25 protein-coding genes are annotated in these 26,999 nt (G+C 64.9%); 5 read left to right on the top strand and 20 right to left on the bottom strand.

What is annotated here, in order from left to right; all coding sequences use genetic code 11:
* Nucleotides 1-10 precede the first annotated feature (10 nt).
* The 3 genes from ureG to BMI89_RS05435 are packed head-to-tail and all read right to left on the bottom strand — an operon-like array spanning nt 11 to nt 1,808.
* A complete protein-coding gene (gene ureG, locus BMI89_RS05445; RefSeq protein ID WP_078570117.1) occupies nt 11-637 on the bottom strand; it encodes an urease accessory protein UreG in 627 nt (208 codons plus the stop codon).
* Nucleotides 638-646: 9 nt separating this feature from the next.
* Entirely contained in the window at nt 647-1,285 is a 639-nt protein-coding gene (locus BMI89_RS05440; protein WP_078570116.1) for an urease accessory UreF family protein, read from the bottom strand.
* On the bottom strand, nt 1,278-1,808 hold the full coding sequence (locus tag BMI89_RS05435) for an urease accessory protein UreE (protein ID WP_078570115.1): 531 nt from the start codon (nt 1,806-1,808) through the stop codon (nt 1,278-1,280). Before BMI89_RS05435 ends, BMI89_RS05440 begins: the two co-directional genes overlap by 8 nt.
* A 70-nt stretch (nt 1,809-1,878) precedes the next feature.
* Here BMI89_RS05435 and BMI89_RS05430 point away from each other — a divergent pair, with 70 nt between their 5' ends.
* Nucleotides 1,879-2,229 carry a hypothetical protein gene (locus BMI89_RS05430; RefSeq protein WP_078570114.1) on the top strand — a complete coding sequence of 117 codons (351 nt, stop codon included), beginning with the start codon at nt 1,879-1,881 and terminating at the stop codon, nt 2,227-2,229.
* 8 nt (nt 2,230-2,237) lie between these two features.
* On the opposite strand, the gene ureC is transcribed toward BMI89_RS05430, so the two are convergent.
* The 7 genes from ureC to BMI89_RS05395 all read right to left on the bottom strand — a co-directional run bounded on the left by ureC (nt 2,238) and on the right by BMI89_RS05395 (nt 6,684).
* Nucleotides 2,238-3,944, bottom strand: a complete 1,707-nt coding sequence (gene ureC / locus BMI89_RS05425; RefSeq protein ID WP_078570113.1) for an urease subunit alpha — start codon at nt 3,942-3,944, stop codon at nt 2,238-2,240.
* On the bottom strand, nt 3,944-4,249 hold the full coding sequence (locus BMI89_RS05420; protein ID WP_078520264.1) for an urease subunit beta: 306 nt from the start codon (nt 4,247-4,249) through the stop codon (nt 3,944-3,946). The genes ureC and BMI89_RS05420 overlap by 1 nt, the downstream gene beginning before the upstream one ends.
* A gap of 4 nt (nt 4,250-4,253) precedes the next feature.
* Nucleotides 4,254-4,433, bottom strand: a complete 180-nt coding sequence (locus BMI89_RS05415) for a hypothetical protein (RefSeq protein WP_134330715.1) — start codon at nt 4,431-4,433, stop codon at nt 4,254-4,256.
* Nucleotides 4,434-4,492: 59 nt separating this feature from the next.
* Complete coding sequence (locus tag BMI89_RS05410) at nt 4,493-4,795, bottom strand: urease subunit gamma (RefSeq protein ID WP_075776945.1); 303 nt, start codon at nt 4,793-4,795, stop codon at nt 4,493-4,495.
* 9 nt (nt 4,796-4,804) lie between these two features.
* Complete coding sequence (locus BMI89_RS05405; protein WP_348638851.1) at nt 4,805-5,590, bottom strand: urease accessory protein UreD; 786 nt, start codon at nt 5,588-5,590, stop codon at nt 4,805-4,807.
* A 177-nt stretch (nt 5,591-5,767) separates the two neighbouring features.
* The gene (locus BMI89_RS05400; protein ID WP_078520267.1) at nt 5,768-6,229 is read right to left on the bottom strand and encodes an Lrp/AsnC family transcriptional regulator; all 462 of its coding nucleotides are present in this window, start codon (nt 6,227-6,229) and stop codon (nt 5,768-5,770) included.
* Nucleotides 6,226-6,684, bottom strand: a complete 459-nt coding sequence (locus tag BMI89_RS05395) for an Lrp/AsnC family transcriptional regulator (protein ID WP_078570111.1) — start codon at nt 6,682-6,684, stop codon at nt 6,226-6,228. The genes BMI89_RS05400 and BMI89_RS05395 overlap by 4 nt, the downstream gene beginning before the upstream one ends.
* 29 nt (nt 6,685-6,713) lie before the next feature.
* Here BMI89_RS05395 and ilvC point away from each other — a divergent pair, with 29 nt between their 5' ends.
* A complete protein-coding gene (gene ilvC / locus BMI89_RS05390) occupies nt 6,714-7,832 on the top strand; it encodes a ketol-acid reductoisomerase (protein ID WP_281478199.1) in 1,119 nt (372 codons plus the stop codon).
* A 63-nt stretch (nt 7,833-7,895) separates the two neighbouring features.
* Here ilvC and BMI89_RS05385 read toward each other — a convergent pair whose 3' ends face one another.
* On the bottom strand, nt 7,896-8,501 hold the full coding sequence (locus BMI89_RS05385) for a hypothetical protein (protein ID WP_078548034.1): 606 nt from the start codon (nt 8,499-8,501) through the stop codon (nt 7,896-7,898).
* A gap of 161 nt (nt 8,502-8,662) precedes the next feature.
* On the opposite strand from BMI89_RS05385, the gene BMI89_RS05380 reads away from it, so the two are divergent.
* Nucleotides 8,663-9,055 (top strand): hypothetical protein, encoded by a 393-nt coding sequence (locus BMI89_RS05380; RefSeq protein WP_078520270.1) that lies wholly within the window; start codon nt 8,663-8,665, stop codon nt 9,053-9,055.
* 130 nt (nt 9,056-9,185) lie between these two features.
* Here the strand turns inward: BMI89_RS05380 and glmM are convergent, their stop codons facing one another.
* The 8 genes from glmM to BMI89_RS05340 all read right to left on the bottom strand — a co-directional run bounded on the left by glmM (nt 9,186) and on the right by BMI89_RS05340 (nt 19,767).
* On the bottom strand, nt 9,186-10,529 hold the full coding sequence (gene glmM / locus BMI89_RS05375; protein ID WP_078570110.1) for a phosphoglucosamine mutase: 1,344 nt from the start codon (nt 10,527-10,529) through the stop codon (nt 9,186-9,188).
* Nucleotides 10,526-11,545, bottom strand: coding sequence for a dihydropteroate synthase (folP, locus tag BMI89_RS05370; protein WP_078520580.1), 1,020 nt, complete (start codon nt 11,543-11,545; stop codon nt 10,526-10,528). Before folP ends, glmM begins: the two co-directional genes overlap by 4 nt.
* 40 nt (nt 11,546-11,585) lie before the next feature.
* Complete coding sequence (locus BMI89_RS05365; RefSeq protein ID WP_078570109.1) at nt 11,586-12,506, bottom strand: dihydroneopterin aldolase; 921 nt, start codon at nt 12,504-12,506, stop codon at nt 11,586-11,588.
* 114 nt (nt 12,507-12,620) lie between these two features.
* Nucleotides 12,621-13,301 (bottom strand): cell wall hydrolase, encoded by a 681-nt coding sequence (locus tag BMI89_RS05360; protein ID WP_078541858.1) that lies wholly within the window; start codon nt 13,299-13,301, stop codon nt 12,621-12,623.
* A gap of 256 nt (nt 13,302-13,557) precedes the next feature.
* Nucleotides 13,558-16,098 (bottom strand): putative PEP-binding protein, encoded by a 2,541-nt coding sequence (locus BMI89_RS05355; protein ID WP_078541859.1) that lies wholly within the window; start codon nt 16,096-16,098, stop codon nt 13,558-13,560.
* Nucleotides 16,099-16,263: 165 nt separating this feature from the next.
* Nucleotides 16,264-18,345: a glycine--tRNA ligase subunit beta gene (gene glyS, locus BMI89_RS05350; RefSeq protein ID WP_078570108.1), complete on the bottom strand. Its 2,082-nt coding sequence runs from the start codon at nt 18,343-18,345 to the stop codon at nt 16,264-16,266.
* Nucleotide 18,346: 1 nt separating this feature from the next.
* Complete coding sequence (locus tag BMI89_RS05345) at nt 18,347-18,823, bottom strand: DUF6446 family protein (protein WP_078570107.1); 477 nt, start codon at nt 18,821-18,823, stop codon at nt 18,347-18,349.
* Complete coding sequence (locus tag BMI89_RS05340) at nt 18,820-19,767, bottom strand: glycine--tRNA ligase subunit alpha (protein WP_078570106.1); 948 nt, start codon at nt 19,765-19,767, stop codon at nt 18,820-18,822. Before BMI89_RS05340 ends, BMI89_RS05345 begins: the two co-directional genes overlap by 4 nt.
* 222 nt (nt 19,768-19,989) lie before the next feature.
* On the opposite strand from BMI89_RS05340, the gene BMI89_RS05335 reads away from it, so the two are divergent.
* Entirely contained in the window at nt 19,990-21,912 is a 1,923-nt protein-coding gene (locus BMI89_RS05335) for a trypsin-like peptidase domain-containing protein (RefSeq protein WP_078570105.1), read from the top strand.
* Here the strand turns inward: BMI89_RS05335 and BMI89_RS05330 are convergent, their stop codons facing one another.
* Nucleotides 21,913-23,361 carry a TrkH family potassium uptake protein gene (locus BMI89_RS05330; RefSeq protein ID WP_078520279.1) on the bottom strand — a complete coding sequence of 483 codons (1,449 nt, stop codon included), beginning with the start codon at nt 23,359-23,361 and terminating at the stop codon, nt 21,913-21,915.
* A gap of 191 nt (nt 23,362-23,552) precedes the next feature.
* Between BMI89_RS05330 and BMI89_RS05325 the strand changes: the two genes are divergently transcribed.
* Nucleotides 23,553-26,987, top strand: coding sequence for a pyruvate carboxylase (locus BMI89_RS05325; RefSeq protein WP_078570104.1), 3,435 nt, complete (start codon nt 23,553-23,555; stop codon nt 26,985-26,987).
* Nucleotides 26,988-26,999: the final 12 nt, after the last annotated feature.

The following is a 26,999-nucleotide window of genomic DNA, read 5'->3' as shown; positions in this document are numbered from 1 at the left end:
TATTTCGTCATCAGGCCGGAATCGCTTTCAGCGCCAAACCACCCTCGCGCTCGAGAAACGCGACGATCTCCTCGATGCCCGCACCTTGGCGCAGTCGCGCCATGACATAGGGTTTCGACCCACGCGCGGTTTGCGTATCCGCCTCGAGCTGCGCCAGATCGACCCCCACATGCGGCGCGAGGTCCACTTTGTTCACCACCAGAAGATCCGACTTCGTCAGCCCCGGCCCCCGCTTGCGCGGGATGTCCTGTCCCGCCGCCGTGTCGATCACATAGATCGTCAGATCGGCCAGCTCGGGCGAGAAGGTCGCGGCCAGATTGTCGCCGCCGCTCTCGATCAGTACCAGTTCCAGATCTGGGAGTTTCGCGGTCAGATCGGCGATGGCCGCCAGATTGATCGACGCATCCTCGCGGATCGCCGTATGCGGGCAGCCCCCCGTCTCGACGCCGCGAATACGCTCGCCCGGCAGCACCTGCGCGCGCATCAGCGCCTCGGCATCCTCGCGCGTATAGATGTCGTTCGTCACAACCGCCATCGACACGCGCGACGCCAAGGCCCGCGCCAGCTGCTCGGTCAGCGTGGTCTTGCCCACGCCCACCGGTCCGCCAATTCCCACGCGCAAAGGTCCGTTGCCCATATCCTCACCTCAAGTCTTGAAGAGACGCACATCGAGCGTCTCGTGTTTCATGGCCGAAACCTCGGCGCGAAAGGCGCTGAAGCTCAGGTCAGTCAGTTCCGCCTGCGCCGCGCGTGCCGCGATCTCGGCGATTTTTCCGTGCAGCTCGCTCAGAACCGTATGTCCCGCGATTTGCCCCAAAGGGACAAGCCGGATCGCCGCCGAGACCAGGTTCGACGCGAAAGAATGTTGGAAAAGTGAAATCACCTGCGCGGCGGGCATATCCAAATTCCGGGCCGCTTCCGCCAGTGCGACCGGCAAGATCCGCGGCGGCAGCTCGACGCCCCGCAACCCCGCCTGCGCCAGCGTGAAGGCCGCCCCCTGCTCCGCCGTCTCGCGCAGCCGCTCGGCCGAGCCCGCCATCGCACGGCCCAACGCGTCCAGCTCGTCGAGATCGCCGCCGCGCAGCCCGCAGGCCAGCAGCACCGCATCCGACCAGCCCGCGCCATGCTCCAACACATCCCCCAGCCAAATCGCGAACCCCGCCGCGTCCCCGATCTCGCCCGCCGCCACCGCCTGCTCCAGCCCGTGCGAATAGGCGAACGCCCCGGTCGGAAAGGCCGGGGAGAGCCATTGCATCAGCGAGAGGGAGGCGGTCGGATCAGGCATGGTCGTGGTGATGGTCGTGGCTGTGCGAATGGTCGTGGTCATGCGAATGGGAATGCCCATGGTGACGCGAATGCCCGTGCTCATGCCCCATCGTGCGCCCCATCCCGTAGGCGCCGCCCTCAGGCTGGAAGGTCTCGACCGCGGGCGAAACCTCCGCCCCCAGCTGCTTCAGCATCGCTTCCAGCACATGATCGGCCCGGATCACCAGCCGCTCCGCCTCGATCTGGCACGGCGTATGACGGTTGCCGATATGCCAGGCCAGCCGCGTCAGATCGCCCCTCACCACCAGCACCGGCTCCAGCGCCGGGCGCACCTCGATGAACCGCCTGTCTTCCAGCACGAAGGCCTCGCCGCCCGTGAGGTTCGTCACCTCCGGCAGATCCACCAGAAATCCCGCGCCCGAGCCCGCAACCAGCCGTTTGCGGCGCAGAAACCGCCCCTCGTAATCCAGCGCCACATAATCGACCGCCGCCTGCCAGGCACCTTTCGGCGCTACTTTTTCGGCCTTGGGATAATCGCTCATTCTCTCGGCTCCCCTTAACGCTTTCTCAAACCTCCGACCGCAGACTGCTCTGCAGCAAAGGAGTCTTTCAATGTTCCACCATTGCTTCGAACCGCGCACTCCCGCGGACGAGCTGGCCCAGATCCGCGCGCAGATCGCACAACTCAAACGCCGCGAGGCAGAGCTGCGCGAAGCCTATCTTACCCAGCCCGACATGCCCTGTCTCGGCCGCTGGACGAAGGTGGAGATCGTCACCAGCCGCCGCCAGGTGCTGGAGCCGCGCCTGCTGCCGCCCGAAATCCGCGCCGACCCGGCCTTTCAGCGCGAGAAAGTGACCCGCACGCTGCAGACCCGACCGCATGATCCGACGCGGCACCGCCTGCCCGAACTCGTTCGGGACAGACCCGTCAACGTGGGGCTGCGCCTCGTATCCGGCGGCTGACGCCTTCCTCAGAAGAGGAAGTAACGCTGCGCCAGAGGCAGAACCTCCGCCGGTGCACAGGTCAGCAATTCGCCATCCGCGCGCACCTCATAGGTCTCGGGATGCACGTCGATCTCGGGCGTCGCCGCATTGTGGATCATCTGCGCCTTGCCGATGCCGCGCGTGCCCTCGACGGCGAGCGTCTGTTTCTGCAGCCCCAGGCTCGCCGCCAGCCCGTTGGCCTGCGCCGCCTGACTGACGAAGGTGACAGAACTCGCATGCCGCGCGCCACCCAGCGCGCCGAACATGTCGCGCGTGTAGAACGGCTGCGCCGGGATCGACCCGTTCGGATCGCCCATCTGCGCCGAGACGATCGACCCGCCGATCAGCACCATATCGGGCTTCGCGCCGAAGAAGGCCGGGTTCCACAGCACCAGATCGGCACGCTTACCCACCTCGATCGAGCCGATATGCTGGCTCATCCCATGGGTGATCGCCGGGTTGATCGTGTATTTCGCGATGAACCGCTTCACCCGCACGTTATCATTGTCGCCCTGCTCTTCCGGCAACCGCCCGCGCTGTTTGCGCATCTTGTCCGCCGTCTGCCAGCAGCGAATGATCACCTCGCCCACGCGCCCCATCGCCTGACTGTCCGAGCTGATGATCGACATCGCGCCCATGTCATGCAGGATATCCTCGGCCGCAATCGTCTCTTTCCGGATGCGGCTTTCGGCGAAGGCCACATCCTCGGGCACCTTATTGTCGAGGTGATGGCACACCATCAGCATATCGAGATGCTCTTCGATCGTGTTGCCGGTATAGGGCCGCGTCGGGTTGGTCGAAGACGGGATCACATTCGGCGCACTCACCACCTTCAGGATGTCCGGCGCGTGGCCGCCCCCCGCGCCTTCGGTGTGGAAGGCGTGGATCGTACGTCCCTTGATCGCGGCGAGCGTATTCTCGACGAAGCCGCTCTCGTTGAGCGTGTCGGTGTGGATCATCACCTGCACGTCCATGTCGTCGGCCACCGACAGGCAGCAATCGATCGCGCCCGGCGTCGTGCCCCAATCCTCGTGCAGTTTCAGCGCGCAGGCGCCGCCCTCGACCATCTCGACCAGCGCCTCGGGGCGCGAGGCATTGCCCTTGCCCGACAGCGCGAGGTTGACCGGCAGCGCGTCGAAGCTCTGCAGCATCCGCGCGATGTGCCAAGGCCCCGGCGTGCAGGTCGTGGCCAGCGTGCCATGCGCGGGGCCCGTGCCGCCGCCCAGCATCGTCGTCATCCCCGACGCCAGCGCATCCTCGATCTGCTGCGGGCAGATGAAATGGATATGCGCGTCGAACCCGCCAGCGGTCAGGATTTTCCCTTCCGCGGCAATAACTTCCGTCCCCGGCCCAATGATGATGTCGACATTCGGCTGCGTGTCGGGATTGCCCGCCTTGCCGATCGCCACGATCTGCCCGCCTTTCAGGCCGACATCCGCCTTGTAGATGCCCGAGTGGTCCACGATCAGCGCATTTGTGAGGACCGTATCGACCGCGCCGCCCGCGCGGGAAATCTGGCTCTGCCCCATGCCGTCGCGGATCACCTTGCCGCCGCCGAACTTGACCTCCTCGCCATAGGTGGTCAGGTCGCGCTCGACCTCGATGATCAAATCGGTATCGGCGAGCCGCACCCGGTCGCCGGTGGTGGGACCGAACATATCGGCATAGGTGCTACGCGAGATCGTGGCCGGCATCAGAGCGCCCCCATAACTTTCTGGTTGAATCCATAGACTTCGCGCGAGCCGCGATAGGGCACCAGCCGCACTTCGCGGCTCTGGCCCGGCTCGAACCGCACCGCCGTTCCGGCCGCGATGTCCAGACGGTAGCCGCGTGCGGCGTCCCGGTCGAACTCCAACCCCGGATTGGTCTCCGCGAAATGGTAATGCGAGCCGACCTGCACCGGGCGGTCGCCCGTATTGGCGACCATCAGCGTGATCGCCTCGCAGCCCTCATTCAGCGTTATCTCGCCCGCCGCGGGCAGGATTTCTCCGGGGATCATCGGCTCACTCCTTGTTGCGACGCAGGGCGCGCGCCAGTTCCGGCCCGACATAGGCGACCGCTGCGAGCGCAAGGAGCCCGATCAGCGGACCGTCGTGGAAGAACCATGTGCTCCCCGCGCTGTGGCCGGGATGGGCCAGCGCGGCAGTGGGCGCGAGGACGGCGAGAGCGGCTACAAATTTCATCGGACGGCCTTTCATTAGAAAAACTTATTTCGGGTCGGTCTGTATAAGCTGAGCTTATCTCAGCGGATCGGATGATGGACGGTGACGAGCTTCGTGCCGTCCGGGAAGGTCGCTTCGACCTGAATGGAATGGATCATCTCGGGGATGCCCTCCATGCACTGATCGGCCGAGATCACCCCTGCCCCCGCCTCCATCAGATCGGCGACGGAGCGACCTTCGCGGGCCCCCTCGACGACGAAATCCGAAATGATTGCAATGGCTTCCGGGTGATTGAGCTTCACGCCGCGTTCCAGCCGGTTGCGCGCAACCATCGCAGCAACGCTGATCAGCAGCTTGTCCTTTTCCCTCGGTGTCAGGTTCATCGTATTCCCTCAGATCTGCCACACGCGCGGCGCCGCTTCACCGCGTCGCAATGTATTGAAAAGTCGTAGAATTTGTCGCCGCATTGGCCAGCCGTCCCGCGCGAGAAGCCGGATGACGCATTTCCCGTCGAAGCCCGAAGCCGCGCCCTCGACGCCCGGCTCATCGAGCACCGCGCGCAGAGGCTCCACCGCGTCTTCCGCACCTTGCTGGCACAGGACGAGCGTCGCGAAAGCGCGTGCCTCGCCCAGCACTGCGCTGCGCGCGCCCTTGGCCAAAATGTTGGAATTCAGCAAGAAGGGCTCGAAAAACACAGGCTTTCCGGCGCGATCGATCCGGCGCATGTCGAAAAACTGCAAGTCCCGCACCCGCTCGCCCATTGCGATCCGGCCCAGAACCACCGCCTCGAGCATCAAGCAGGACGCATCGGCGGCCAGCGAAATCGTCGTGTCGCGCGCAAGCTTCGAGCGATCGAACAGGATCGTCTCCTGCGGCAGCCAATCGAGATGGCACCCGGCGCCGACAGTGTGATGCACCTCGACCAGCGCCTGATCACCATCGGCGCGATAGGCGCGCTCGGCGGCTTGGGTCGTCGCCACGAGCTTCGCGCCATCTTCCAGATCGGTCTTGTAGGAAAGCCGGTCTCCAGAGGCCAAGCCACCGGAAGTATTCAGGAAAACCACTTCTGCCGCGCCCGGAACGCGCGGCAGAATGGCTTTCGCGGACCCGCTTTGATGAAGACCGGTCAGCCGCGCACCGGAGAAACCGGCCCGCGCCACGCCGCGCGAACGCTGCATCTCTACCGCAGCTTTGGTCTGAATTTTCGCGTCGAACATCGGTCCCTCCCTCCCGATCCAAAACCGCACCGACGGAGCGGTCCATGCCTTGCACGCGCAGATTTGGCTTTGACCAAGGCACAACGGCAGCTGCGCCCATTTCACGCGCAATTTGCCCAATTTTTCAACTGTAATGAATCACCCCAAGGGACCGGGACGACGTTCTTCGTTGAGCAGCACATTCGCCTCGACCTGCCCGACACCGGGCAAGGTCATGATCCGACGCCGCAAAACCCGTTCGAAATCGGGCAGATCGCGCGCAGTGACGCGCAGCCGGTAATCGAAGAGCCCGAGGACGTGCTGCACGAGTTGCACCTCCGGGATCGCGGTCACTGCGCGTTCGAAATCCTCAAGGCTGACACGACCTTTCGCGGCGAGCTTTACGCCCAGAAAGACCGTCACGCCGAACCCCAGCGCCTCGGGGTCGACGATCACGCGGCGCCCCGCGATCACACCCGCCTCCTGCATCCGACGGATTCGGCGCCATGTTGCGGGCTGAGAGAGCCCGAGCTTGCGTCCCAACGCGCCCGCGCTCTGCGTGGAATCGCGGCTCAGCGCCCGCAGCAGCTGGCGGTCGAAATCGTCGAGATCGAGGCTCATATCGGCAGCTCCGCGCTGGATTTAATCGTCGAGATCAGCATCAGGGCGTCGAGTTCGGCGATATGCGGCAGGGTCAGAATGCGGTTGCGGTAGATCTCCTGATAATGCGCCACGTCGCGGGCGATGACCTGCAGGCGCATATCGGTGGAGCCGAGGAAGCTTTGGATTTCAATTACTTCCGGGACCTCGCGCGCGGCGGCGGTGAATTCGTCGAAAGCGCGCGGGTTGGTCTTATCCAAGGTGAAGCGCAGGGAAACCTCGACCGCCCAGCCGAGCGCGTGCCAGTCGATCAGCGCCTCTTCCCCGCGGATCACCCCGCCTTCGCGCAGCTTCTCGATCCGACGCCAACAGGTCGCGGGCGTGACGCCGGCGCGCTCGGCCAGTTCGGCCGAGGGGAGACCCGGCTCCGCCATCATCTGACGCAATATCCGTCGGTCCGTATCGTCGATCTGCATGATTTTTCCGATTTTACCAAAAAGCGCGAATGACTTTTATCCTCTTTAGCGATTACGCTCAACTTCTGAACGCATATTCGCGCAGAACGTTCTATTCTCAGCCTCAGAAAAGAAGGAGGAACGCCATGCGCGTCTATTACGATCGCGATTGCGATGTGAACCTGATCAAGGACAAGAAAGTCGCCATTCTTGGCTACGGCTCGCAGGGCCACGCCCACGCGCTGAACCTGCGCGACTCGGGTGCGAAGAACGTGGCCGTTGCGCTGCGCGACGGCTCGCCCTCGAAAGCGAAAGCCGAAGCCGAAGGCCTGCAGGTGATGGGTATCGCCGAAGCGGCTGCCTGGTGCGACGTGATCATGTTCACCATGCCCGACGAACTTCAGGCCGAGACCTACAAGAAGTACGTCCATGACAACCTGAAAGACGGCTCGGCGATCGCGTTCGCCCACGGCCTGAACGTGCATTTCGGCCTGATCGAGCCGAAGCCCGGCATCGACGTGATCATGATGGCGCCGAAAGGCCCGGGTCACACCGTGCGCGGCGAATACACCAAGGGCGGCGGCGTGCCGTGCCTCTTCGCGGTCGAGAACGACGCGACCGGCAAGGCGCAGGACATCGCGCTGAGCTACTGCTCGGCCATCGGTGGCGGCCGCTCGGGCATCATCGAGACCAACTTCCGTCAGGAATGCGAAACCGACCTGTTCGGCGAGCAAGCGGTTCTCTGCGGCGGCCTCGTCGAGCTGATCCGCATGGGCTTCGAGACCCTCGTGGAAGCCGGTTACGAGCCGGAAATGGCCTATTTCGAGTGCCTCCACGAAGTGAAGCTGATCGTCGACCTGATCTATGAAGGCGGCATCGCGAACATGAACTACTCGATCTCGAACACCGCCGAATATGGCGAGTATGTCTCGGGTCCGCGCATCCTTCCCTACGAGGAAACCAAGAAGCGCATGAAGGACGTCCTCACCGACATCCAGACCGGCAAATTCGTGCGTGACTTCATGCAGGAAAACGCCGTCGGCCAGCCCTTCTTCAAGGCGACCCGTCGCATCAACGACGAGCACGAAATCGAGCAAGTCGGCGAGAAGCTCCGCGCCATGATGCCCTGGATCTCCAAGGGCAAGATGGTCGACAAGTCGCGCAACTGATCTGCACGACAGCGACGAGATCGGACCCCCGGCCTATGCGCCGGGGGTTCTTTTTTGCGGGGGTTACACCCAGTAGCTGGCGCCGTTGGCCATGTTCATCGTCACGCCCCAAGCGAGGTAGAACAGCCACACGCCGGTGAGCAGCTGGAACACGCCGCCCGCTTTTTCCGCCGTCTCGCTTTTGGTCCAACGCGCGCCGAATTCGGCGAGATAGATCAGCATCAGGCCGATAAAGAGGATCGCGGCGGGGATGTCGCCATTGCCCCAGAACGAGATCGTGCCCATCGCGCTCAACCCGAACAGCGGGATCGCCATCCACGCCTCGGGCCCGGGATCGGAATGGGTGTAGCGACGCAGGCCGATGACGAACCAGTGGATGCCGTAGAGCGAGAAGGCGACAGCCGCCATGTAGAGCGGCGCGGCATTGGCGAAGACCGGAAACCATGTCAGGCCGATCATCAGGTAGATGCCGGTCAAAAGTTGGCCGAACCCGCCGAGAAAGATGCCCCAAAGCCCCAAGGTTCGCTCCTGCGCCAGCGGGTCGCCGGACCAGCTCGGGCCGTTCGCGACGGCCGCGCCGCCCTGGACGAAATAGTTGATCGAGAGCGATAGGAAGCCGATCGCGAGCGGCCAGAAATCTGATGTGGGAAAAATGGATGATTGGTCCATGACGCACCTCCGGTAAATATCGCCCCTCCATTGCTCCAAAGCGGCGGAAGGCCTTGAAGTTCAGTCACGTTTTGGTCACTCCAGACGCTGACCGCGGCAGCGCGTCGCCTTGCGGGGCTACGGGTTTCTTGTCACAGTTCCGCGAATTGAAAGGGAAGCAGATGGCCGAACCCGACCACGAGGAACTCGAAGCGATCTTCGAGGAGCGCGCAAAATTCTTCACCCCGAGATGGTTCGGCGATCTCTTCGCCGGGCGGCTCGCACCGGGAGATACGTTCTGGGCCGGGAATTACGGACCCGCGCTGGTGGTGGTGCCGCTGATCGTGATCCTGGCGCTGTTCACCGCGCTGATCTCGCCGGGCCATCTTGGCGCGTTCTTCGGAAGCTTCGCTGTGGCCGCGGGGATCTACCGGATCGCTGTGTTGATCGGTTTGACCCGCTCGGTCTGGCGCGCGGAGGCCGGCCCGACATTCTGGCGCTGGGTCGGCGTGCTCTGGACCGTGTTCGAAGCGGTCGCCCTGATCTGGCTGGGGCTGGGCCTCTTCGGCGGGTAAGAAAAAAAGGGGGCGCGACGCCCCCTCTACTTCGCTCTTTCAAAATATCCCGGGGACGGCCGCAGGCCGGGGGCAGAGCCCCCTCATTCTCGGTTGATTGTCGCCCTACGGCGACGGGGGCAGACCCCCCTTACGCGGTTTCGGCCTCGACGGCGGCGACGATGCTGTCGACGGTCGCTTCCAGCAGGCCCTCGTCCTCGCATTCAGCCATCACGCGGATCAGCGGCTCGGTGCCGGATTTGCGGATCAGAAGACGGCCCTGACCGTTCAGACGGGTCTTCGCGTCCAATATCGCTTTTGCAACATTATCGGCGTTCAGAGGCTCCTGCCCGGCCTGATACCTTACGTTTTTCAACATTTGCGGCACAGTCTCGAATTGCCGCACGAGGTCGGAGGCGCGCAGCCCGGTCTCAACCATCGCGGCGAGGAACTGCAGCCCTGCCATTAGGCCGTCGCCGGTCGTGGCGTAGTCGGTCATGACGATATGACCCGACTGCTCGCCGCCCAGGTTGAAGCCGCCTTCGCGCATCCGCTCGACCACGTAGCGGTCGCCGACCTTGGTGCGCTCGAGCCGCAGCCCCTCGGCTTCAAGGAAGCGCTCGAGCCCCAGATTGGACATCACGGTCGCCACGAGTGCACCGCCCGAAAGCTGACCGGATTCAGCCCAGCGTTTCGCAAACAGCGCCATGATCTGATCGCCATCGGCGACATGGCCGGTCTCGTCGATGATCATCACCCGGTCCGCATCGCCGTCGAGCGAGATCCCGAGATCGGCGCCATGCGCCACCACGGCCTCGGCGCAGGTGCTGACATGGGTCGAGCCGCAGCCATCGTTGATGTTGCGCCCGTCGGGCGAGACGCCGACCGGGATCACTTCGCAGCCAAGCTCCCACAGAACCGCCGGCGCCGCACGATAGGCCGCCCCATTGGCGCAATCGACGACCACCTTCAGGTCGGGCTTGCGCAGCTTCGGGAAAGTGGTCTTGGCATATTCGACATAGCGCCCCAGACCGTCGTCGATCCGCTTGGCGCGGCCGATATTCTCGGGGCGTGCGAGGCGGATCTCGGTGTCCAGCATCGCCTCGATCTCGGTCTCGGCCTCGTCGCTGAGCTTGAACCCGTCGGGACCGAAGAACTTGATCCCGTTATCCTTGGCCGGATTGTGGCTGGCGGAGATCATGATCCCCATATCCGCGCGCATCGAACGGGTCAGGTAGCCCACGGCGGGCGTCGGCACTGGGCCGAGCAGCAGCACGTTCATCCCGGTCGAAGTCAGCCCCGCCGTCAGCGCATTCTCGAACATGTAGCCCGAGAGCCGCGTGTCCTTGCCGATCACCACGCGGTGGCCGCGCGAGTCGTCCTGCCGGAAATAGCGGCCCGCCGCAGCGCCCAGTTTCAGCGCCATCTCGGCGGTCATGTTGCCGGAATTGGCCTCGCCGCGGACACCATCAGTGCCAAAAAGCTTCCTGCTCATTCCTCAAAACCTCTTTTGATCGCGTCCCAGAGCCGGATGCCTTGGGCGATCTCGGCCACATCGTGGACGCGGTGAATTTGAATGCCCTGATCGAGCCCGGCGAGCGTCACGGCCAAAGTGCCGGGGGCGCGGCTATCGGCCTCCTCGGCGCCGCCCACGGCCCCGATGAAGCGTTTGCGCGACACGCCGAGCAGCACGGGGCAGCCCAGCCCGTGAAACAGGCTGAGGCCGCGGATCAGGGCGAGATTGTGCTGCGCGGTTTTTCCGAAGCCGATACCCGGATCGGCGATGATCGCCTCGCGCGCAATGCCGTAATCCTCGGCCAGCGCGATGCGGTCTTCGAGATAGTCATAGACGTCGAGCAGAACATCCGTGTAGCGCGGATCGTCCTGCATCGTCTCGGGCAGGCCCTGCGCATGCATCAGGCAGATCGGCGCGCCGGAGACCTGCGCGACCTCGACCATGGCCGGGTCGAATTCCATCGCGGAGACGTCGTTGAGCATCGCGGCCCCCGCCTCCAGCGCCTGATCAGCGACTAGCGACTTGCGGGTGTCGATGGAGATCGGCGCGTCGAAATCGGCATCGCGCAGCGCGGCAATCACGGGCGCGGTGCGGGCAATCTCTTCGTCTTCCTCGACTTCCGTGGCGCCGGGACGCGTCGACTCGCCACCGATGTCGAGAATGTCGGCACCCATCTTGCGCAGCGCTACCGCGCGCTCGATCGCGGCGTCCTCGACGTCGAAGCGCCCGCCATCGGAGAAGCTGTCGGGTGTGACGTTCAGGATGCCCATGATCCGGGGCGCATCGAGCGTGATCCCGGCGACCGGCGTGCGCGGGGTGCACAGCCGCTCCATCACCTCTTCGGGCAGATGGGCTGCGGGGATGATCTCTGGCTCGCCATCGCGGCGCAGAATCTCCACCTCATCGAACCAGCACCAGCCCCCCGCGAGGGTCAGGGCCGTGTCGGGACGGGCGGAGTCGGTTCGGGCGACGGGTCGATAATAGAGCTTCTCCATGCGCACCATTCACCCGATTGCGCCCGAGAGTTCAAGCCGTTCAGAGCGGGCGCGTCTCGACCGGCACGCGGCTTCCTGCCGGGGCTGAAACAGTCCCGTGAACTTCCAGTCTGGTCGCGGCCATCTGCTCGGCTAGCCACAGTGCCAGCGCCATCGCGTCGCGCGCGGGGCTTTTCGGGCCGTCGGTCGCGTCCAGCACGATCTTGGAGGGCGCCCAGACGACCATCTGGCCGTGGCGCATCGCCCAGTCGATCTCGGTGCGGGTCGCCACCACAACGCAGCGCGGGTCGCGCGCCGCGAGCCGCCATGCGTTCTGCTCGATCGCGAGAAGATCGATGCGGCGCTGCGTGGGCCCCTGGCCGCTTTCGGGCACGGCGCTATCGGGCAGCCCCACGGCGAGGATCACCGGATGGCCCGTCTCCTGGAGCACGTCGAGCCGCGCCGCGAGGTCCGGCGCGTCGATGGCCGCGTTCGACAAATAGGCGACGACCGGGTGCAGGCTTTCCTCCACCCCGCTCTCATCGACGCTTTTGACCGGGACGGAGGCACGGGAACGCACGATCTCGACGCCGAGCGCACCGGGGCCGCGGTCGAGCTTTTCGATCCGTACGAAGACGCGCATCGCTTGCGGGCTGGCGAGGATACGCTCTGCCACGCCGGCTGCGAGCGTCTCCAGCAGATTCACCCGTTCCTCGGCGAGTTCCGCCGCGATCGCCTCGGTGATCCGGTCATAGGAGAGGATGCGATCTACGTCGTCCTCGAGCGGCTCCGGCGTTGGCCGCACCTCCACCACCACGTTGAATTGCAGGCGCTGCGTATGGCCGCGCTCCTGCTGGAAGGCGCCGATATCGGCCTCCACCACATGGTCGCGCAGCGAGATGCGATCGCGGGGGTCGGTCGGCGCAGAGGCCGCCGCCCGCGCTTCGGGATGCGAGAAGGCGAGGGAAATATCGGAACTCATGCGCGCCTCGGGAATTTTTCAGTCATGTCGAGCATAGAAAAAGGGCGGACCGAAGCCCACCCTCAACCGTCATTTCATCGCCTGCCCGCGACGCGGGCCCCTGAAAGCATAGCCTCAGTTCGAGGCGGTGCGCACCGGGTTGGCGTAGAAGATGTGATGGCCGATCGACGCGGTTTTCGCGAAGCGGCGCGACCAGCTCGGGCGCACGGCGCGCGTGTGGAAGTAGGTCGCCCCATCGGTCAGCGAGCGCGGCGCGCCATCGATCATCGCCCGGGCGACTTTCGCGACTTCGGCGTAGGCGCCCTTGTTGCGGACGGTGTCGGAGCGACCGTCGCAATACCAGCTGAACTGGCAGGCGCGCGAATTGCCCTGATGGACAACGCCGCAGATCGAACCGGGGAAGCGCGGATCGTCGACACGGTTCAGGATGACCTCGGCGACGGCCTGCTGGCCCTTCACGCCTTCGCCACGCGCTTCGAAGTAAAGCGCCTGCGAGAGGCATTGGAACTGCTCGCCACCCTTGGCAGCGGGTTGCGCGGCCAGCCACTTGGCCGAAAGGACTTCCGGCAGAGTCGCATGTTTTTTCGAGCGTTCCGGCGCCATGGTGAGCGCGGTGACGCGTCGTTTGTCGATCGCGCTCATCGCGGAGCGCTCCGTCCACAGGACCGACATCAGTCCTTGTTCGGCGACCTCAGTGGGGTCGTTCGACTGGCTTACCGTGACTTCGGCACGCAAGCCTCCGGCGAGGGCGAGGAGGATGGCAGCACCCCCCGTCCAGCTTTTCAGCAGTGACATGGTTTTCTTCCGATAAGGTCAATCGCCGCGCACCCCCCATTGAGCCGCGACGGCGCATCGCTTACCCGAGCGAGCTATCCATGTCTAGGTTTTCACGAAAAAATGCGCGACCCCCTACGGAGTCACGGCGGAATCTTGCCAAAATGCACGGTGATTTGCGTGCTATGTCCCTGTCGAATCGCATATCGCGACGCGCGAAGATTTGCCAATGGTATTTGAGAAAAACGGCCAAATTTTCGCCTCTGTGACCTTACCTCTAGGGAAAGGATCGTCCACGCGGCGCAAGGAGTGCGAAATGGGCAGCGGCGAGACGAGCGACCGGCACCCGGAAAGGCGAACAGGAGACATAATCGAATCCCGCCGCCCGGCAGAAGGCGATTGATTCGGGATTTCCGCCATGTTCGCCGCAGACCGAGATCGTGACATCGGGCCGGGCGGAGCGTCCGCGCGCAGCCCCGATCAGCAGCAACTCCCCTACCCCTTCGACGTCGAGGATATGGAACGGGTCTTCGCTATAGACCTGCTGGTTCACATAGGTCGACATGAAGCGCCCCGCATCGTCGCGGGAGAGCCCGTAGGTCATCTGAGTAAGGTCATTGGTCCCGAAGGACAGGAAGGCCGCGTGTTCGGCGATCTCACCGGCGCGCAGGGCCGCACGGGGCGTCTCCACCATTACGCCGAGGCGGTAGGTGAAATCTTCCTTGGTCTCGGTGCGCACGGCGGCGGCGACCGCATCGACCCGAGTTTTCACGATCTCCACCTCGCGCGAGGCGGAAACGAGCGGGATCATGATCTCCGGCACCACCTCGGCGCCTCGACGGAGCGCCTCCACGGTGGCCTCGAAGATCGCGCGGGCCTGCATGTCGTAGATCTCGGGCACGGTCACGCCCAAGCGCACGCCGCGCATCCCCAGCATCGGGTTGAACTCGGACAGGGCCTCCACCCGGCGCGTGACCTCGGACAGCGGACGGTCCAGCGCCTCGGCCAACTCGCGCATCCCCTCGCGGTCATGCGGCAGGAATTCGTGCAGCGGTGGGTCGAAGAGACGGATGCAGACCGGCTCGCCCTTCATCAGCTCGAACAGCGCGCCGAAATCGTCCCGCTGCATCGGCAGCAAGCGGTCGAGGGCGGCGCGGCGATCTTCCGGCCCGTCGGCGAAGATCATCTCGCGCATCACCGTCAGACGGTCTTCGTCGAAGAACATATGCTCGGTCCGGCACAGCCCGATCCCGTCCGCCTCGAACATCAGCGCAGTGCGCGCATCCTCCGGCGTGTCGGCATTGGCGCGGATGCCGATATCGCGCACCAGATCGGCCCAGCTCAGAAGCGTGCGGAACCCGTCATCCAGCGCGGGCGCGAGCATCTCCGCCGTCCCCACCAGCACCTCGCCATTGGTCCCGTCGAGCGTGATCGTATCGCCCTCGCGGAAGAGCCGCCCCTTGGGGCCGCGGAACTGGCGCTCGCGGCTGTTGATCTCGATCTCGGCGCCGACGATGCAGGGCAGGCCCAGACCGCGCGCGATCACCGCCGCGTGGGAGGTCATCCCCCCACGTTCGGTCAGCACGGCGACGGCTGCATGCATCCCGCGGATATCCTCGGGAGAGGTTTCGCGACGCACGAGGATACAGGGCTCGTCGCGTGCCGCAGAGGCCTGCGCGGCGGCGGCCGAGAACACGATCTTGCCGGTGGCCGCGCCCGGAGAGGCCGCGATCCCGCGCGCCAGCACGTCGCGCGGCGCACGCGGATCGACCTGATAGTGCAGAAGCTCGGTGATGGCGCGCGGCTCGACGCGCAGCAGCGCATCCTCGCGAGAGATCACATCGTCATTGGCCAGCGCCACCGCGATGCGCACGGCAGCCCGCGACGAGCGCGGCACCCGCACCGCGTCGATCACATGGACCTTGCCGCTCTCGATGGTGAACTCGATCTGCATCTCTTCGCGCAGCTTCACCCGGCAGCGCGCGCCGTAATCCTTCAGCGTGTCGAAGACGCGGCCATCGGCTTCTTCCAGCGAGGCCCCGCGCGGGTCCCGCGTGAGATAAAGCGTCTCGACCGCGCTGGTGCGGCCCTGGCTCTGGCCGCGGAACCGCCCGGTGATCTGCGGCGCGCCAGTGACGCTATCGACGAATTGCATCGTGCCTGAGCCCGACAGGCCCGGCCCGATCCCCAGCGCCATCTCCTGCACCAGGAGCCCCAGCACCGCATCGGGCGGCGCGCCCTTGGCCTGCCGCAAGAGCCGCGCCGTCGTGCCCTCCCAGGCCCGCGCCATGGAGCGCAGCACCTCGGCGAGCTGCTGGGCGCCAGATTGCGGGAACCGCTCGTCGGTTTCCTCTTCATAGGCGTCGAGCGCGGCTTCCAGCGCGCCCGGCCCGGGTTCCTGCTGGAACATGTCCGGATCGAGCCGCGCCACATGGATCGAGTAAAGCTGCACGAAGCGCAGATAGAGCGCGTCGGCGGCCTCGCTGCCATGCGTGTTCGACAGCACCGCATGCATATCGTCATTCATGCCGACATTGAGCACCGTGCCCGGCCCGCCCCATTCGGGATTTTCCGGGCTCGGCCGCACCGAGACCAGCATCTGCGGCCCGAAGCAATCCGCGATCGCGGCCATGTCGAAAACCTGTCCCGACGCGATCGCGCGCACGGTTTCGGCGGGCAAAGCAACGGTTTTCGGGACGGGAAGGTCGAGCCGGATCAGCCGTTGAAGGCATTTCGCACGCCAGCCGTGACGCGCCTTATCGACCGACGCCGTGGGCGTAAGGGTCACAAAATCAGCGTTTTCAACGGGTTTCTGCATTGCAGCGCGCCTTCTCTCTCGACGCAGGATAGGCTGATTCCCCGCCCTCGCAAGTGTGACATTCGGACAGAAGACGTGGCGTCACTGGCCCGCCCTGTTTCGGCCTTGCGACAGGAGGCGCCGTGGGGGCGCCTCCGGCGGGGATATTTACACCAAGAGGAAGGATCAGCCTTCGATCTTGGTGAGGTCGGCCACATCGAGACAGATCTGCCGGATGCGCGAAAGCAGGTTCAGACGGTTGCGCCGCAGGATCGGGTTGTCGGCGTTGATCTGCACCGCTTCGAAGAAGGCGTCGATCGGCGCGCGCAGGTCCGCCATCGCGGACATCGCGGCGGCGAAATCTTCGTCTGCCATCGCCGGGGCGATCTTGGCCTCGGCGGCGTCGAGCGCGGCAAAGAGGGCTTTTTCCTCGTCGGTTTCCGCGAATTTCGGATCGGCGCCGAAGCTGTATTCCACCCCATCCTTTTCCTCGGCCTGCGTGAGAATGTTATTCGCGCGCTTGAAGCCCTGGATCAGGTTCTCGCCATCGTCGGTCTTGAAGAAGTCCGACAGCGCCTCGGCGCGTTTGACCACGAGGGTGAGATCGTCGCTGCCCGGCATGGCGAGCACGGCGTCGATCACGTCGTGACGGATGCCCGCATCGCGCAGGTGAACCTTGAGGCGGTCGTGGAAGAAGGAGAGGAGGTCGTCTCGGGTAGTCACGGTGTCAACTGCGGCGTTCAGCGCGAGACCGACACGGATCGTTTTGGAAACCTCAATTCGCAGATCATTCGCCAGCACCAACCGGATCACGCCCAGCGCCGCGCGACGCAGTGCGAAGGGGTCTTTGCTCCCCGTGGGTTTCTCGTCGATCGCCCAGAAGCCGGTCAGCGTGTCGATCTTGTCGGCGAGCGCGACGGCGACCGAGACGGGCTCGGACGGCACCGCATCGGACGGGCCCAGCGGCGCGTAGTGGTCGCGGCAGGCATCGGCGACGGCGTCGGACAGTCCCGCCTTTTGCGCATAGTAGCGGCCCATCACGCCCTGCAGCTCGGGAAACTCATAGACCATTTCCGAGCGTAGATCGGATTTGGCGACGCGGGCGGCCTCTGCGGCGAGATCGGGCTTCGCGCCGACCAAGGGCGCGATTTCGCGCGCGAGGTTTTCGATGCGGCGGATGCGGTCGCCCTGCGAGCCCAGCTTATTGTGGAAGGTCACGGCGTCGAGCCCCGCGCCCATACCTTCGAGCCCGTGCGCCTGAACGGTGCGCAGGTCGTTTTCCCAGAAGAACTTGGCATCCGACAGACGCGCCGAGAGCACCTTCTGGTTGCCCGCGAGGATGGTCGCGCCGTGATCGGCGGTCTCGCGGTTGGCGACGGTCACGAAGCCTTCGATCCGGGCGGTCTTGGGGTTCTTCACCGAGAAGAATTTCTGATGCTCTTTCATCGAGGTCTGAAGCACCTCAGGCGGCAGGTCGAGGAATTCGCCGTCGATCTCGCCCATCAGCGTGACGGGCCATTCGACGAGGCCCGAGACCTCGGCCAGAAGGCCCTTGTCCGGCACCACTTCCCAGCCCTTGGCGAAGGCCATCTGCGCGGCATCGTGGTCGATCGCCTCGGCACGCTCGTTGGGGTTGAGCATGACCTTGGCGGCTTTCAACTGCTTGGCGTAGCTCTCGTAGCCCGAGACCTGAAGCACATCGGGCGCCATGAAACGGTGGCCGCGCGTGGTGTCGCCCGCCTTAATGCCGTCCACGTCGAGCGGCACGACGGTCGCGCCGGCCTCGTCGGTCAGGATCGCGAGGATCGAATGCAGCGGGCGCACCCAGCGCAGCGAGCCCTCGCCCCAGCGCATCGATTTCGGCCACGGGAAGTTGCGGATCGTCTTCTCCAGCACCTCGGCCACGATCTCGGTCGCGGGGCGGCCCGGCTTTTCGATCACGGCGAAATAGACCTGCCCCTTCTTGTCGTCGCGCGCCTCGAGCTGATCCATGCTCAGCCCGGTCGAGCGCAGGAAGCCCTCGATCGCCTTCTCGGGCGCGTCGGTGCGCGGACCCTTGCGCTCTTCGCGCAGCGTCGGCGAGTTGGCGGTCAGCCCCTCGACGGTCAGCGTCAGGCGGCGCGGGGTCGAGAAAGCGCCGGCGGAGGCATAGGTCAGGCCCGCCTCGACCACGCCATCGGTGATCAGTTTCTTCAGATCCTCGCGGGCTTTCGGCTGCATCCGCGCGGGGATTTCTTCGGAGAACAGTTCAATCAGAAGATCGGGCATGTCATTTCTCCGCTTCGTCGTTCAGTTGGTGCCAGACATAGGCCCGGCCATCGGGATAAAGAGCCACGACGCGGTCAACGCCGGGGTGGATATTGTGTTGCGACAGGAAGGCCACCGCGCGGCCTGCCTCGAGGTCCGCGCCGATGGTTTTCGCATCATAGCAGTCGAACCATTTCGGGCCGATCAGCGGGGTCGGTCGTTCATAGACCTCGTAGGTCTCGGTCGCCGTTGCAATCGACAGATCGGTGTCGAAGCAGGCCCGGTAGCGCAGGGGCGAGCTGTCCGCGTCGATCCCCTTGTAGCCCTCGGCCTGCAGCTGGTCCTGCGTCGTGCCGTCCAGCTCCATCAGCGAGACTTTCGCCGCGTCGGAGCCCGGCGCGATCTCGTCGTAATAGCCGTATTCCTGCGAATAATAGACCACCGCGCCGAAGACGAGCGCGATTACCACGATGCCGCCTCCGATGAGCTTACCATTCACGCGACAGCCTCGTTGGCTTCGGTCGTGGCCGCCCCGCCTGCTTCAGTCTGCACGAAAGCGTCGGCGCAGGCCTTGGCCAGCGCGCGGACCCGGCCGATATAGGCCTGACGCTCGGTGACCGAGATCACGCCGCGCGCGTCGAGCAGGTTGAAGAGATGCGACGCCTTGATGCACTGGTCGTAGGCCGGATGCGCCATGATGATCTTGCGGCCCGCATCGTCGGCTTCGGGCGAGGCGAGGATACGTTCGCATTCGGCCTCGGCATCCTCGAAATGGCGCAGCAGCGTCTCGGTATCGGCCACGTCGAAATTCCAGCGCGAATATTCCTGCTCGGTCTGGCGGAACACGTCGCCGTATTTCAGCGCGATCGGCGCGGACGGGTCGTTATAGGGCATGTCCATGACGTGATCGATGCCCAGCACATACATCGCCAGACGCTCGAGCCCGTAGGTCAGCTCGCCCGAGACCGGCTTGCAGTCATGGCCGCCGACCTGCTGGAAATAGGTGAACTGGCTGACTTCCATACCGTCGCACCAGACCTCCCAGCCAAGCCCCCACGCACCGAGCGTCGGGCTTTCCCAGTCATCTTCCACGAAGCGGATATCGTGCAGTTCGGTGTCGATCCCGATCGCGCGGAGCGAGCCGAGATAGAGTTCCTGCAGGTCCGGCGGGCTCGGTTTTATGAGCACCTGATATTGATAGTAGTGCTGCAGGCGGTTCGGGTTCTCGCCATAGCGGCCATCGGTCGGACGGCGCGAGGGCTGGACGTAGGCGGCCGCCCACGGCTTGGAGCCGAGCGCGCGCAACGTCGTCGCCGGGTGGAAGGTGCCTGCCCCCACTTCCATGTCATAAGGCTGCATCACCGCGCAGCCTTTCGAGGCCCAATAGCTCATCAGGCGCAGGATGATTTCCTGAAAGGATTTCGGGGCGTCCGGGTTTGCCATATTTCGCACCTTCCGTTGAAGCGCCTTCTCTCTAGGCAAGGGGCGCGGGGGCGTCAACGCCCTGCAAGGATTAGGGCGGACGATCTGCGCAACTCGACATGCAATGCTGCGGCCCCCGCCCCACAACGGCGGATTTCATGACCCCGTCGGGGGCGTTTGGGGGGTGACCTCGCCCCTCGTTGCGCTAAGGTCGAGGGAAAATCAGGTATTACGGGGGCAGCAATGCGGGCACTTTCACGGACAGTTTCGATCGTCGTCGGAGCGAGCCTCACCGGCATGGTCTGGACCGGCACGGCCTGGGCCGAAGCCTGGGTGCAGATCGAGGCGAAAAGCTCGCTTGCCCAAGCCGAAGCGCGCGCCCGCGACTGGGCAGGCATGTTCCCCGACACCACCGGTTTCCGGCTCGATTCCGGCTGGTATGCGATCGCGCTTGGCCCCTTTGCCGATGATGCGGAGGCGAATGCGCGCCGCCGGGTTCTGCGCCGCGAGGGGCTGATCCCGCGCGACAGTTTCGTGGCCGATGGCAACAACTTCCGCCAGCAGTTCTGGCCGGTCGGCGCGACCCTGAACGCCCCCGCGCAGGCGCCCGAACAGCCCGCCCCACAAGCCGACACCCAAAGCGACGTGCGCGGCGCGCCGATGCCCGCCCCGATCGACGTGGAGCCGCTGGACGGGCCGGATGCGACCGCGCAAACGGATGGCCAGGCCACGCCCCCGGACACGTCCGCACAAGACACCGCCACCGCGCCAGAGCCGGTGAGCCCCGACACCACAACCACAGCCGCCGCCCCGCAAGAGGTCCCCCCCGCGCCCGAACCTGTGGAGACTCTACGGGATTCGCGCCGATTGGAAGCTGCGCTCGATCCGCAGACCAAGCGCGACATCCAAACCGCGCTGGAATGGGAAGGCAGCTATCAAGGCGCGATCGACGGGATTTTCGGCCGCGGCACCCGCAATTCGATCGCCGACTGGCAGATGAAGAACGATTACGAGCCCACGGGCGTGCTGTCCTCGACCCAGCAGGCGGCGCTTCTGGACAAGGTTGCCTCCGAGCGCGCGGCGCTGGGGCTGCAGACCGTGACCGAAGATCAGGCCGGCATCCGGATCGACCTGCCGATGGGGCTGGTGAAATTCGACCGCTACAACGCGCCCTTCGTGAATTACGCGCCCAAGGATGGCAGCGGCGTGCAGGTTTTGCTGATCTCGCAGCCCGGCGATGCGGCCCGGCTGCGGGGCCTCTATGACGCGATGCAGACGCTCGAAATCGTGCCGACGGGCGGTGACCGCAACATTCGCGGCAACAGCTTCACCATCGAAGGCCAGAACACCGCGGTGCAGTCCTACACCCATGCGGAACTCTCGCGCGGGCAGATCAAGGGCTTCACGCTGGTCTGGCCCGCCGGGGACGACACGCGCAGGACCCGCGTACTCGACGCGATGAAAAAGAGCTTCACGCCCATCGGCACCTCGTCGCTCGACGCGACACTCGGCCAGCCGATGTCGGTGACGCGGGCCGCCCTGATGGCGGGGATCGAGAAACGCGCGCCGATCTTCTCGCGCTCGGGCTTCTTTATCGATGCCGATGGCCATGTGTTGACCGCCGCCGAGGGGCTCGACCAATGCGGACGGATCACCATCGAGGATCACCCCGCCTCGCTCAGCTTCGACGGCGGCACCAAGGGCTATGCGGTTCTGACCCCGAAAGACACGCTGGCGCCGAAGGAAGTCGCGAAATTCAACCCCGATGCCCCGATGGCCGGGAGCAAGGTGGCGGTGGCGGGCTTCTCCTATCCCGAAGCGCTCTCCGCGCCGGTGCTCAATTTTGGCACGCTCTCCGCGCTCAAGGGGCTGGAGGGGCAAGACAGTCAGGCCCGGATCGAGGCGCAGACCCGCGCGGGCGACGTGGGCGGGCCGGTGCTCGACGGCTCCGGCGCGGTCGTGGGGATGTTGCTGCCCTCGGGCGGCGACGCGAACCGGGTGCTGCCCGACAACCTGACTGTTGCGCTGCAGGCGAAGGCGATGGCGCCGGGCCTGTCGGACAACGGTTTCACCCCGAAAGCCGCAGGCATCTCGGCCAATCGCGACCCGGAAGACCTGCAGCAGATCGCGGACGGGATGGTGGTGCAGATATCCTGCTGGAAGTGATCAGCCCCGCCAGAAGCGCGGCAGCAACAGCACGAGCACGCTCATCAATTCGAGCCGCCCGAGGCACATTGCCGCACTCATCAGCCATTTCGCGCTGTCAGGGAAATCCGCGACCGAGCCGTTCGCGGTGATCTCGGGCCCCCATGCGGGCCCGATATTGGCGATCGAGGTCCAAGCGGCAGTCATCGCCGTCTCGGTTCCGAGGCCGGTGAAGGTCAGCGCGATGATCAGCATCCCGAATATCAGGATGAACAGCGAGAAGAAGGCCATCACCGAGTTGACGACGCTATCCTCGACCGGGCGGCCGTCATATTGCACTTTCAGCAGACGGTGCGGCGAGTAGAGCCGCTGGATCTGCGCCTTGATCGCTTCGAGAAGGATCAGGTAGCGGAACACCTTGACCGAACAAGCGGTGGAGGCCGTGCAGCCCCCGATCAGCCCGGAAATCAGCAGGATCGTGAAGGCCAGATGCCCCCATTGGGTGACGTCCTCCGAGGCATAGCCCGTGCCGGTGAAGGTCGAGACCACGTTGAACGTCACCTCGCGCAGCGTCGGCCAGAAGGACGCCTCATGGCGGATCATCCGGTAAAGCACGATGATCGCAATCGCATAGCCCATCCAGCGCAGGAAGGCGCGCACCTGCGGGTCGCGCCAGAGCGGCATCGTGTCGCCGCGCATCACCTGCACGAAGCGGATGAACGGCATCGCCGCCAGCGCCATGAAGACCGAGGCCGCGTATTCCGGCGCGCCCTTATAGGTGGCGAAGCTGGCGTCGTAATTCGAGAAGCCGCCCGTGCTCATCGTGGTGAGCGCATGCATGATCGCGTCGAACCCCTTCATCCCGAGGCCGAGATAGGTCAGCGCGCAGGCGATGGTCAGCCCGACATAGATGCGGATCAGCGCGGTCGAGATATCCATCGCGCGCGGCAGGATTTTCCCAAGCGTATCAAACCCTTCCGAGCGGAAGAACTGCATCCCGCCGACCTTCATCACCGGCAGGAAGATCATCGCGACGATGATGATCCCCAGACCGCCCAGCCATTGCAGCAGCCCGCGCCAGAGGTTCACCCCCGGCGGCAACCCGTCGAGATGCGGAATCGCTGTGGTGCCGGTCGTGGTCAGCCCCGACATCGCCTCGAAATAGGCATCGACCAGCGACAGATGCGGCACGCCGAGCATGAAAGGCAGCGCTCCGAAGAAGGGCAGCGTCAGCCAGACGAGCGAGGTCAGCAGAAAGCTTTGATGGATCGACAGCGTCCGGGCCAGCCCGTCACGCGAGGCCAGCGCCAGCAGCGCCCCCGCCGTCGTCGTCAGCACCGCGCTTTCGACGAAGACCAGCCAATGCGCTGCGCCATAACCCAAATCCACCGCCGCCGGGATAAGCATCGTCAGCCCCAGCACGGATGTCAGCATTCCGATGATATATCCAACCGGGCGCAGATCGATCATGCGCCCCACCTTGCCCAGAGCGCCGGTCTAGTCAATCCCAGACGGGCCGGGACGGACCTGCGGTCGCGTAGCGTGACTTTGCAAACCCGAGCGGTTTGGTCAGTAAATTTGCCCAACTTTGCAGGTAGGCCCTTGCGCTGCGGCGCGGCAACTGTACCGTAGCGGCCACTTTCGACAACAGGGAGAACGCTATGTTCAACAAGATCCTCGTGGCCAACCGTGGCGAGATCGCCATCCGGGTGATGCGCGCCGCCAACGAGCTGGGCAAGAAGACGGTCGCCGTCTACGCCGAAGAGGACAAGTTGGGCCTGCACCGCTTCAAAGCCGATGAAGCCTATCGCATCGGCGAAGGCCTTTCGCCCGTCGGCGCCTATCTCTCCATCGAAGAGATCATCCGCGTCGCCAAGGAAAGCGGTGCCGATGCGATCCACCCGGGCTATGGCCTGCTGTCGGAAAACCCCGATTTCGTCGAAGCCTGCGACGCCGCCGGCATCACCTTCATCGGCCCGAAGGCCGAAACGATGCGCGCGCTTGGCGACAAGGCCTCGGCGCGTCGCGTGGCGATCAAGGCCGGTGTGCCGGTCATCCCCGCGACCGAAGTGCTGGGCGAGGATTTCGACGCGATCAAGAAAGAAGCCGCCGAGATCGGCTACCCGCTGATGCTGAAAGCCAGCTGGGGCGGCGGCGGTCGCGGCATGCGCCCGATCCTCGGTGAGGAAGAACTGGTCGAGAAGGTCCGCGAGGGCCGTCGCGAGGCCGAAGCCGCCTTCGGCAATGGCGAGGGCTATCTCGAGAAGATGATCATCCGCGCGCGCCACGTCGAGGTGCAGCTGCTGGGCGACACGCATGGCAATCTCTATCACCTCTACGAGCGCGACTGCACCGTGCAGCGGCGCAACCAGAAGGTCGTCGAACGCGCCCCTGCCCCCTATCTCTCGGACGAGCAGCGCGAAGAGGTCTGCCAGCTCGCGCTGAAGATCGGTCAGGCGGTCGGCTATGAATGTGCCGGCACGGTCGAATTCCTGATGGATATGGACTCGGACAAGTTCTACTTCATCGAGGTCAACCCGCGCGTTCAGGTCGAGCACACCGTGACCGAAGAGGTCACCGGCATCGACATCGTGCAGGCCCAGATCAAGATCGCCGAGGGCGCGACGCTGGCCGAGGCCATCCGCGCCAAATCTCAGGACGAGATCGAGCTTTCGGGCCACGCGCTGCAATGCCGCGTGACCACCGAGGATCCGCAGAACAACTTCATCCCCGATTACGGCCGCCTGACCGCCTATCGCTCGGCCACCGGCAACGGCATTCGCCTCGATGGCGGCACGGCCTATGCGGGCGGCGTCATAACCCGCTATTACGACTCGCTTCTGGTGAAGGTCACCGCCTGGGCGCAGGATCCCGATCAGGCGATCCGCCGGATGGACCGCGCCCTGCGTGAATTCCGGATCCGCGGGGTGAGCACGAATATCGACTTCGTCATCAACCTGCTCAAGCACCCGACCTTCCTCGACATGAGCTACACGACGAAGTTCATCGACACGACGCCGGAGCTGTTCGACTTCAAGCAGCGCCGCGACCGGGGCACCAAGATCCTGACCTATATCGCGGATATCACCGTCAACGGTCACCCCGAGACCGCGGGCCGCAACAAGCCCCATGCCGAGGCGAAACCGCCGCGCCTGCCCGCCTACAAGGATGAGGCAAAGCCGGGCAGCCGGAACCTGCTCGAGAAAGAGGGCGCGAAAGCCGTCGCCGATTGGATGAAGGCGCAGAAGAAGCTGCTGCTGACCGACACCACGATGCGCGACGGGCACCAGTCGCTGCTGGCGACCCGGATGCGCTCGATCGACATGATCAAGGCCGCGCCCGCCTATGCCTCGAACCTCAGCGACCTGTTCTCGGTCGAATGCTGGGGCGGCGCGACCTTCGACGTGGCCTACCGCTTCTTGCAGGAATGCCCGTGGCAGCGCCTGCGCGACATCCGCGAAGAGATGCCCAACATCCTGACGCAGATGCTGCTGCGCGCCTCGAACGGCGTGGGCTACACGAACTACCCCGACAATGTGGTGCAGTTCTTCGTGAAGCAGGCGGCGGAAAGCGGCGTCGACGTGTTCCGCGTCTTCGACTCGCTGAACTGGGTCGAGAACATGCGCGTCGCGATGGATGCGGTGATCGAGAGCGGCAAGATCTGCGAAGGCACGATCTGCTACACCGGCGATATCCTCGATCCCGACCGCGCCAAATATGACCTGAAATACTATATCGGCATGGCGAAAGAACTGGAGGCCGCGGGCGCGCATGTGCTGGGTCTCAAGGATATGGCGGGGCTTCTGAAACCCGCCGCCGCCCGCAAGCTGATCGCGGCGCTGAAGGAAGAGGTCGATATCCCGATCCACTTCCACACGCATGACACGAGCGGAATCGCGGGCGCGACCATTCTCGCGGCGGCAGATGCGGGCGTCGATGCGGTGGATGCGGCGATGGACGCGTTCTCGGGCGGCACCTCGCAGCCCTGCCTCGGCTCGATCGTGGAGGCGCTGGCCCATACCGAGCGCGATACCGGCCTCGATATCCACGCGATCCGCATGATGTCGAACTATTGGGAGGCCGTGCGCCACCAATATGCGGCCTTCGAGAGCGGCCTCGAGGCCCCGGCTTCCGAGGTCTATCTGCACGAGATGCCCGGCGGCCAGTTCACCAACCTCAAGGCGCAGGCGCGCTCGCTGGGGCTGGAAGAGCGCTGGCATGAGGTGGCGCAGGCCTATGCCGATGCCAACCAGATCTTCGGCGATATCGTGAAGGTCACGCCGTCCTCGAAAGTCGTGGGCGACATGGCGCTGATGATGGTCGCGCAGGGCCTGTCGAAAGAAGACGTGCTCGACCCGGCCAAGGATGTCTCCTTCCCGGATTCGGTCATCGACATGATGCGCGGCAATCTCGGCCAACCGCCCGGTGGCTGGCCCGAGGGTGTTGTGAAGAAGGTGCTCAAGGGCGAGCATCCCTCGACCGAGCGCCCGGGCAAGAACCTGCCCCCGGTCGATCTGGAAGCCGCCCGCAAGGAGGTCTCCGATCAGCTCGACGGGCGCGAAATCGACAATGAGGATCTCGCGGGCTACCTGATGTATCCCAAGGTCTTCACCGATTACGCGAGCCGCCACGAAGCCTATGGCCCGGTGCGTACCCTGCCGACCCCGGTCTTCTTCTACGGGATGGAGCCGCAGGACGAGATCTCCGCCGAGATCGACCCCGGCAAGACGCTGGAAATCCGCTATCTCACCACCGGCGAGACCGATGAGCTGGGCGAGGTGAAGGTCTATTTCGAACTCAACGGCCAGCCCCGCGCCGTGCGCGTCCCGAACCGCGCGGTGAAGGCGACGACGGCGGCGAAGCCGAAGGCCGAGGCGGGCAATGCGAACCATATCGGCGCGCCGATGCCGGGCTCGATCGCCTCGATCGCGGTCAATGTCGGCCAGAAGGTGAAGCCGGGAGATATGCTCCTGACCATCGAAGCGATGAAGATGGAGACGGGCATCCATTCCGACCGCGAAGCCACGGTGAAGGCGATCCATGTCTCGCCGGGCGCCCAGATCGACGCGAAGGATCTGCTGGTCGAACTGGAGTAATCTTTCCTGCAT

Origin of the sequence: Thioclava sp. F36-7 (genome assembly GCF_002020075.1) — a bacterium.
Lineage (GTDB): Bacteria > Pseudomonadota > Alphaproteobacteria > Rhodobacterales > Rhodobacteraceae > Thioclava > Thioclava sediminum.
Note: the sequence above shows the minus strand (reverse complement) of the source record. Positions and strands in the feature narration are given on the sequence as shown.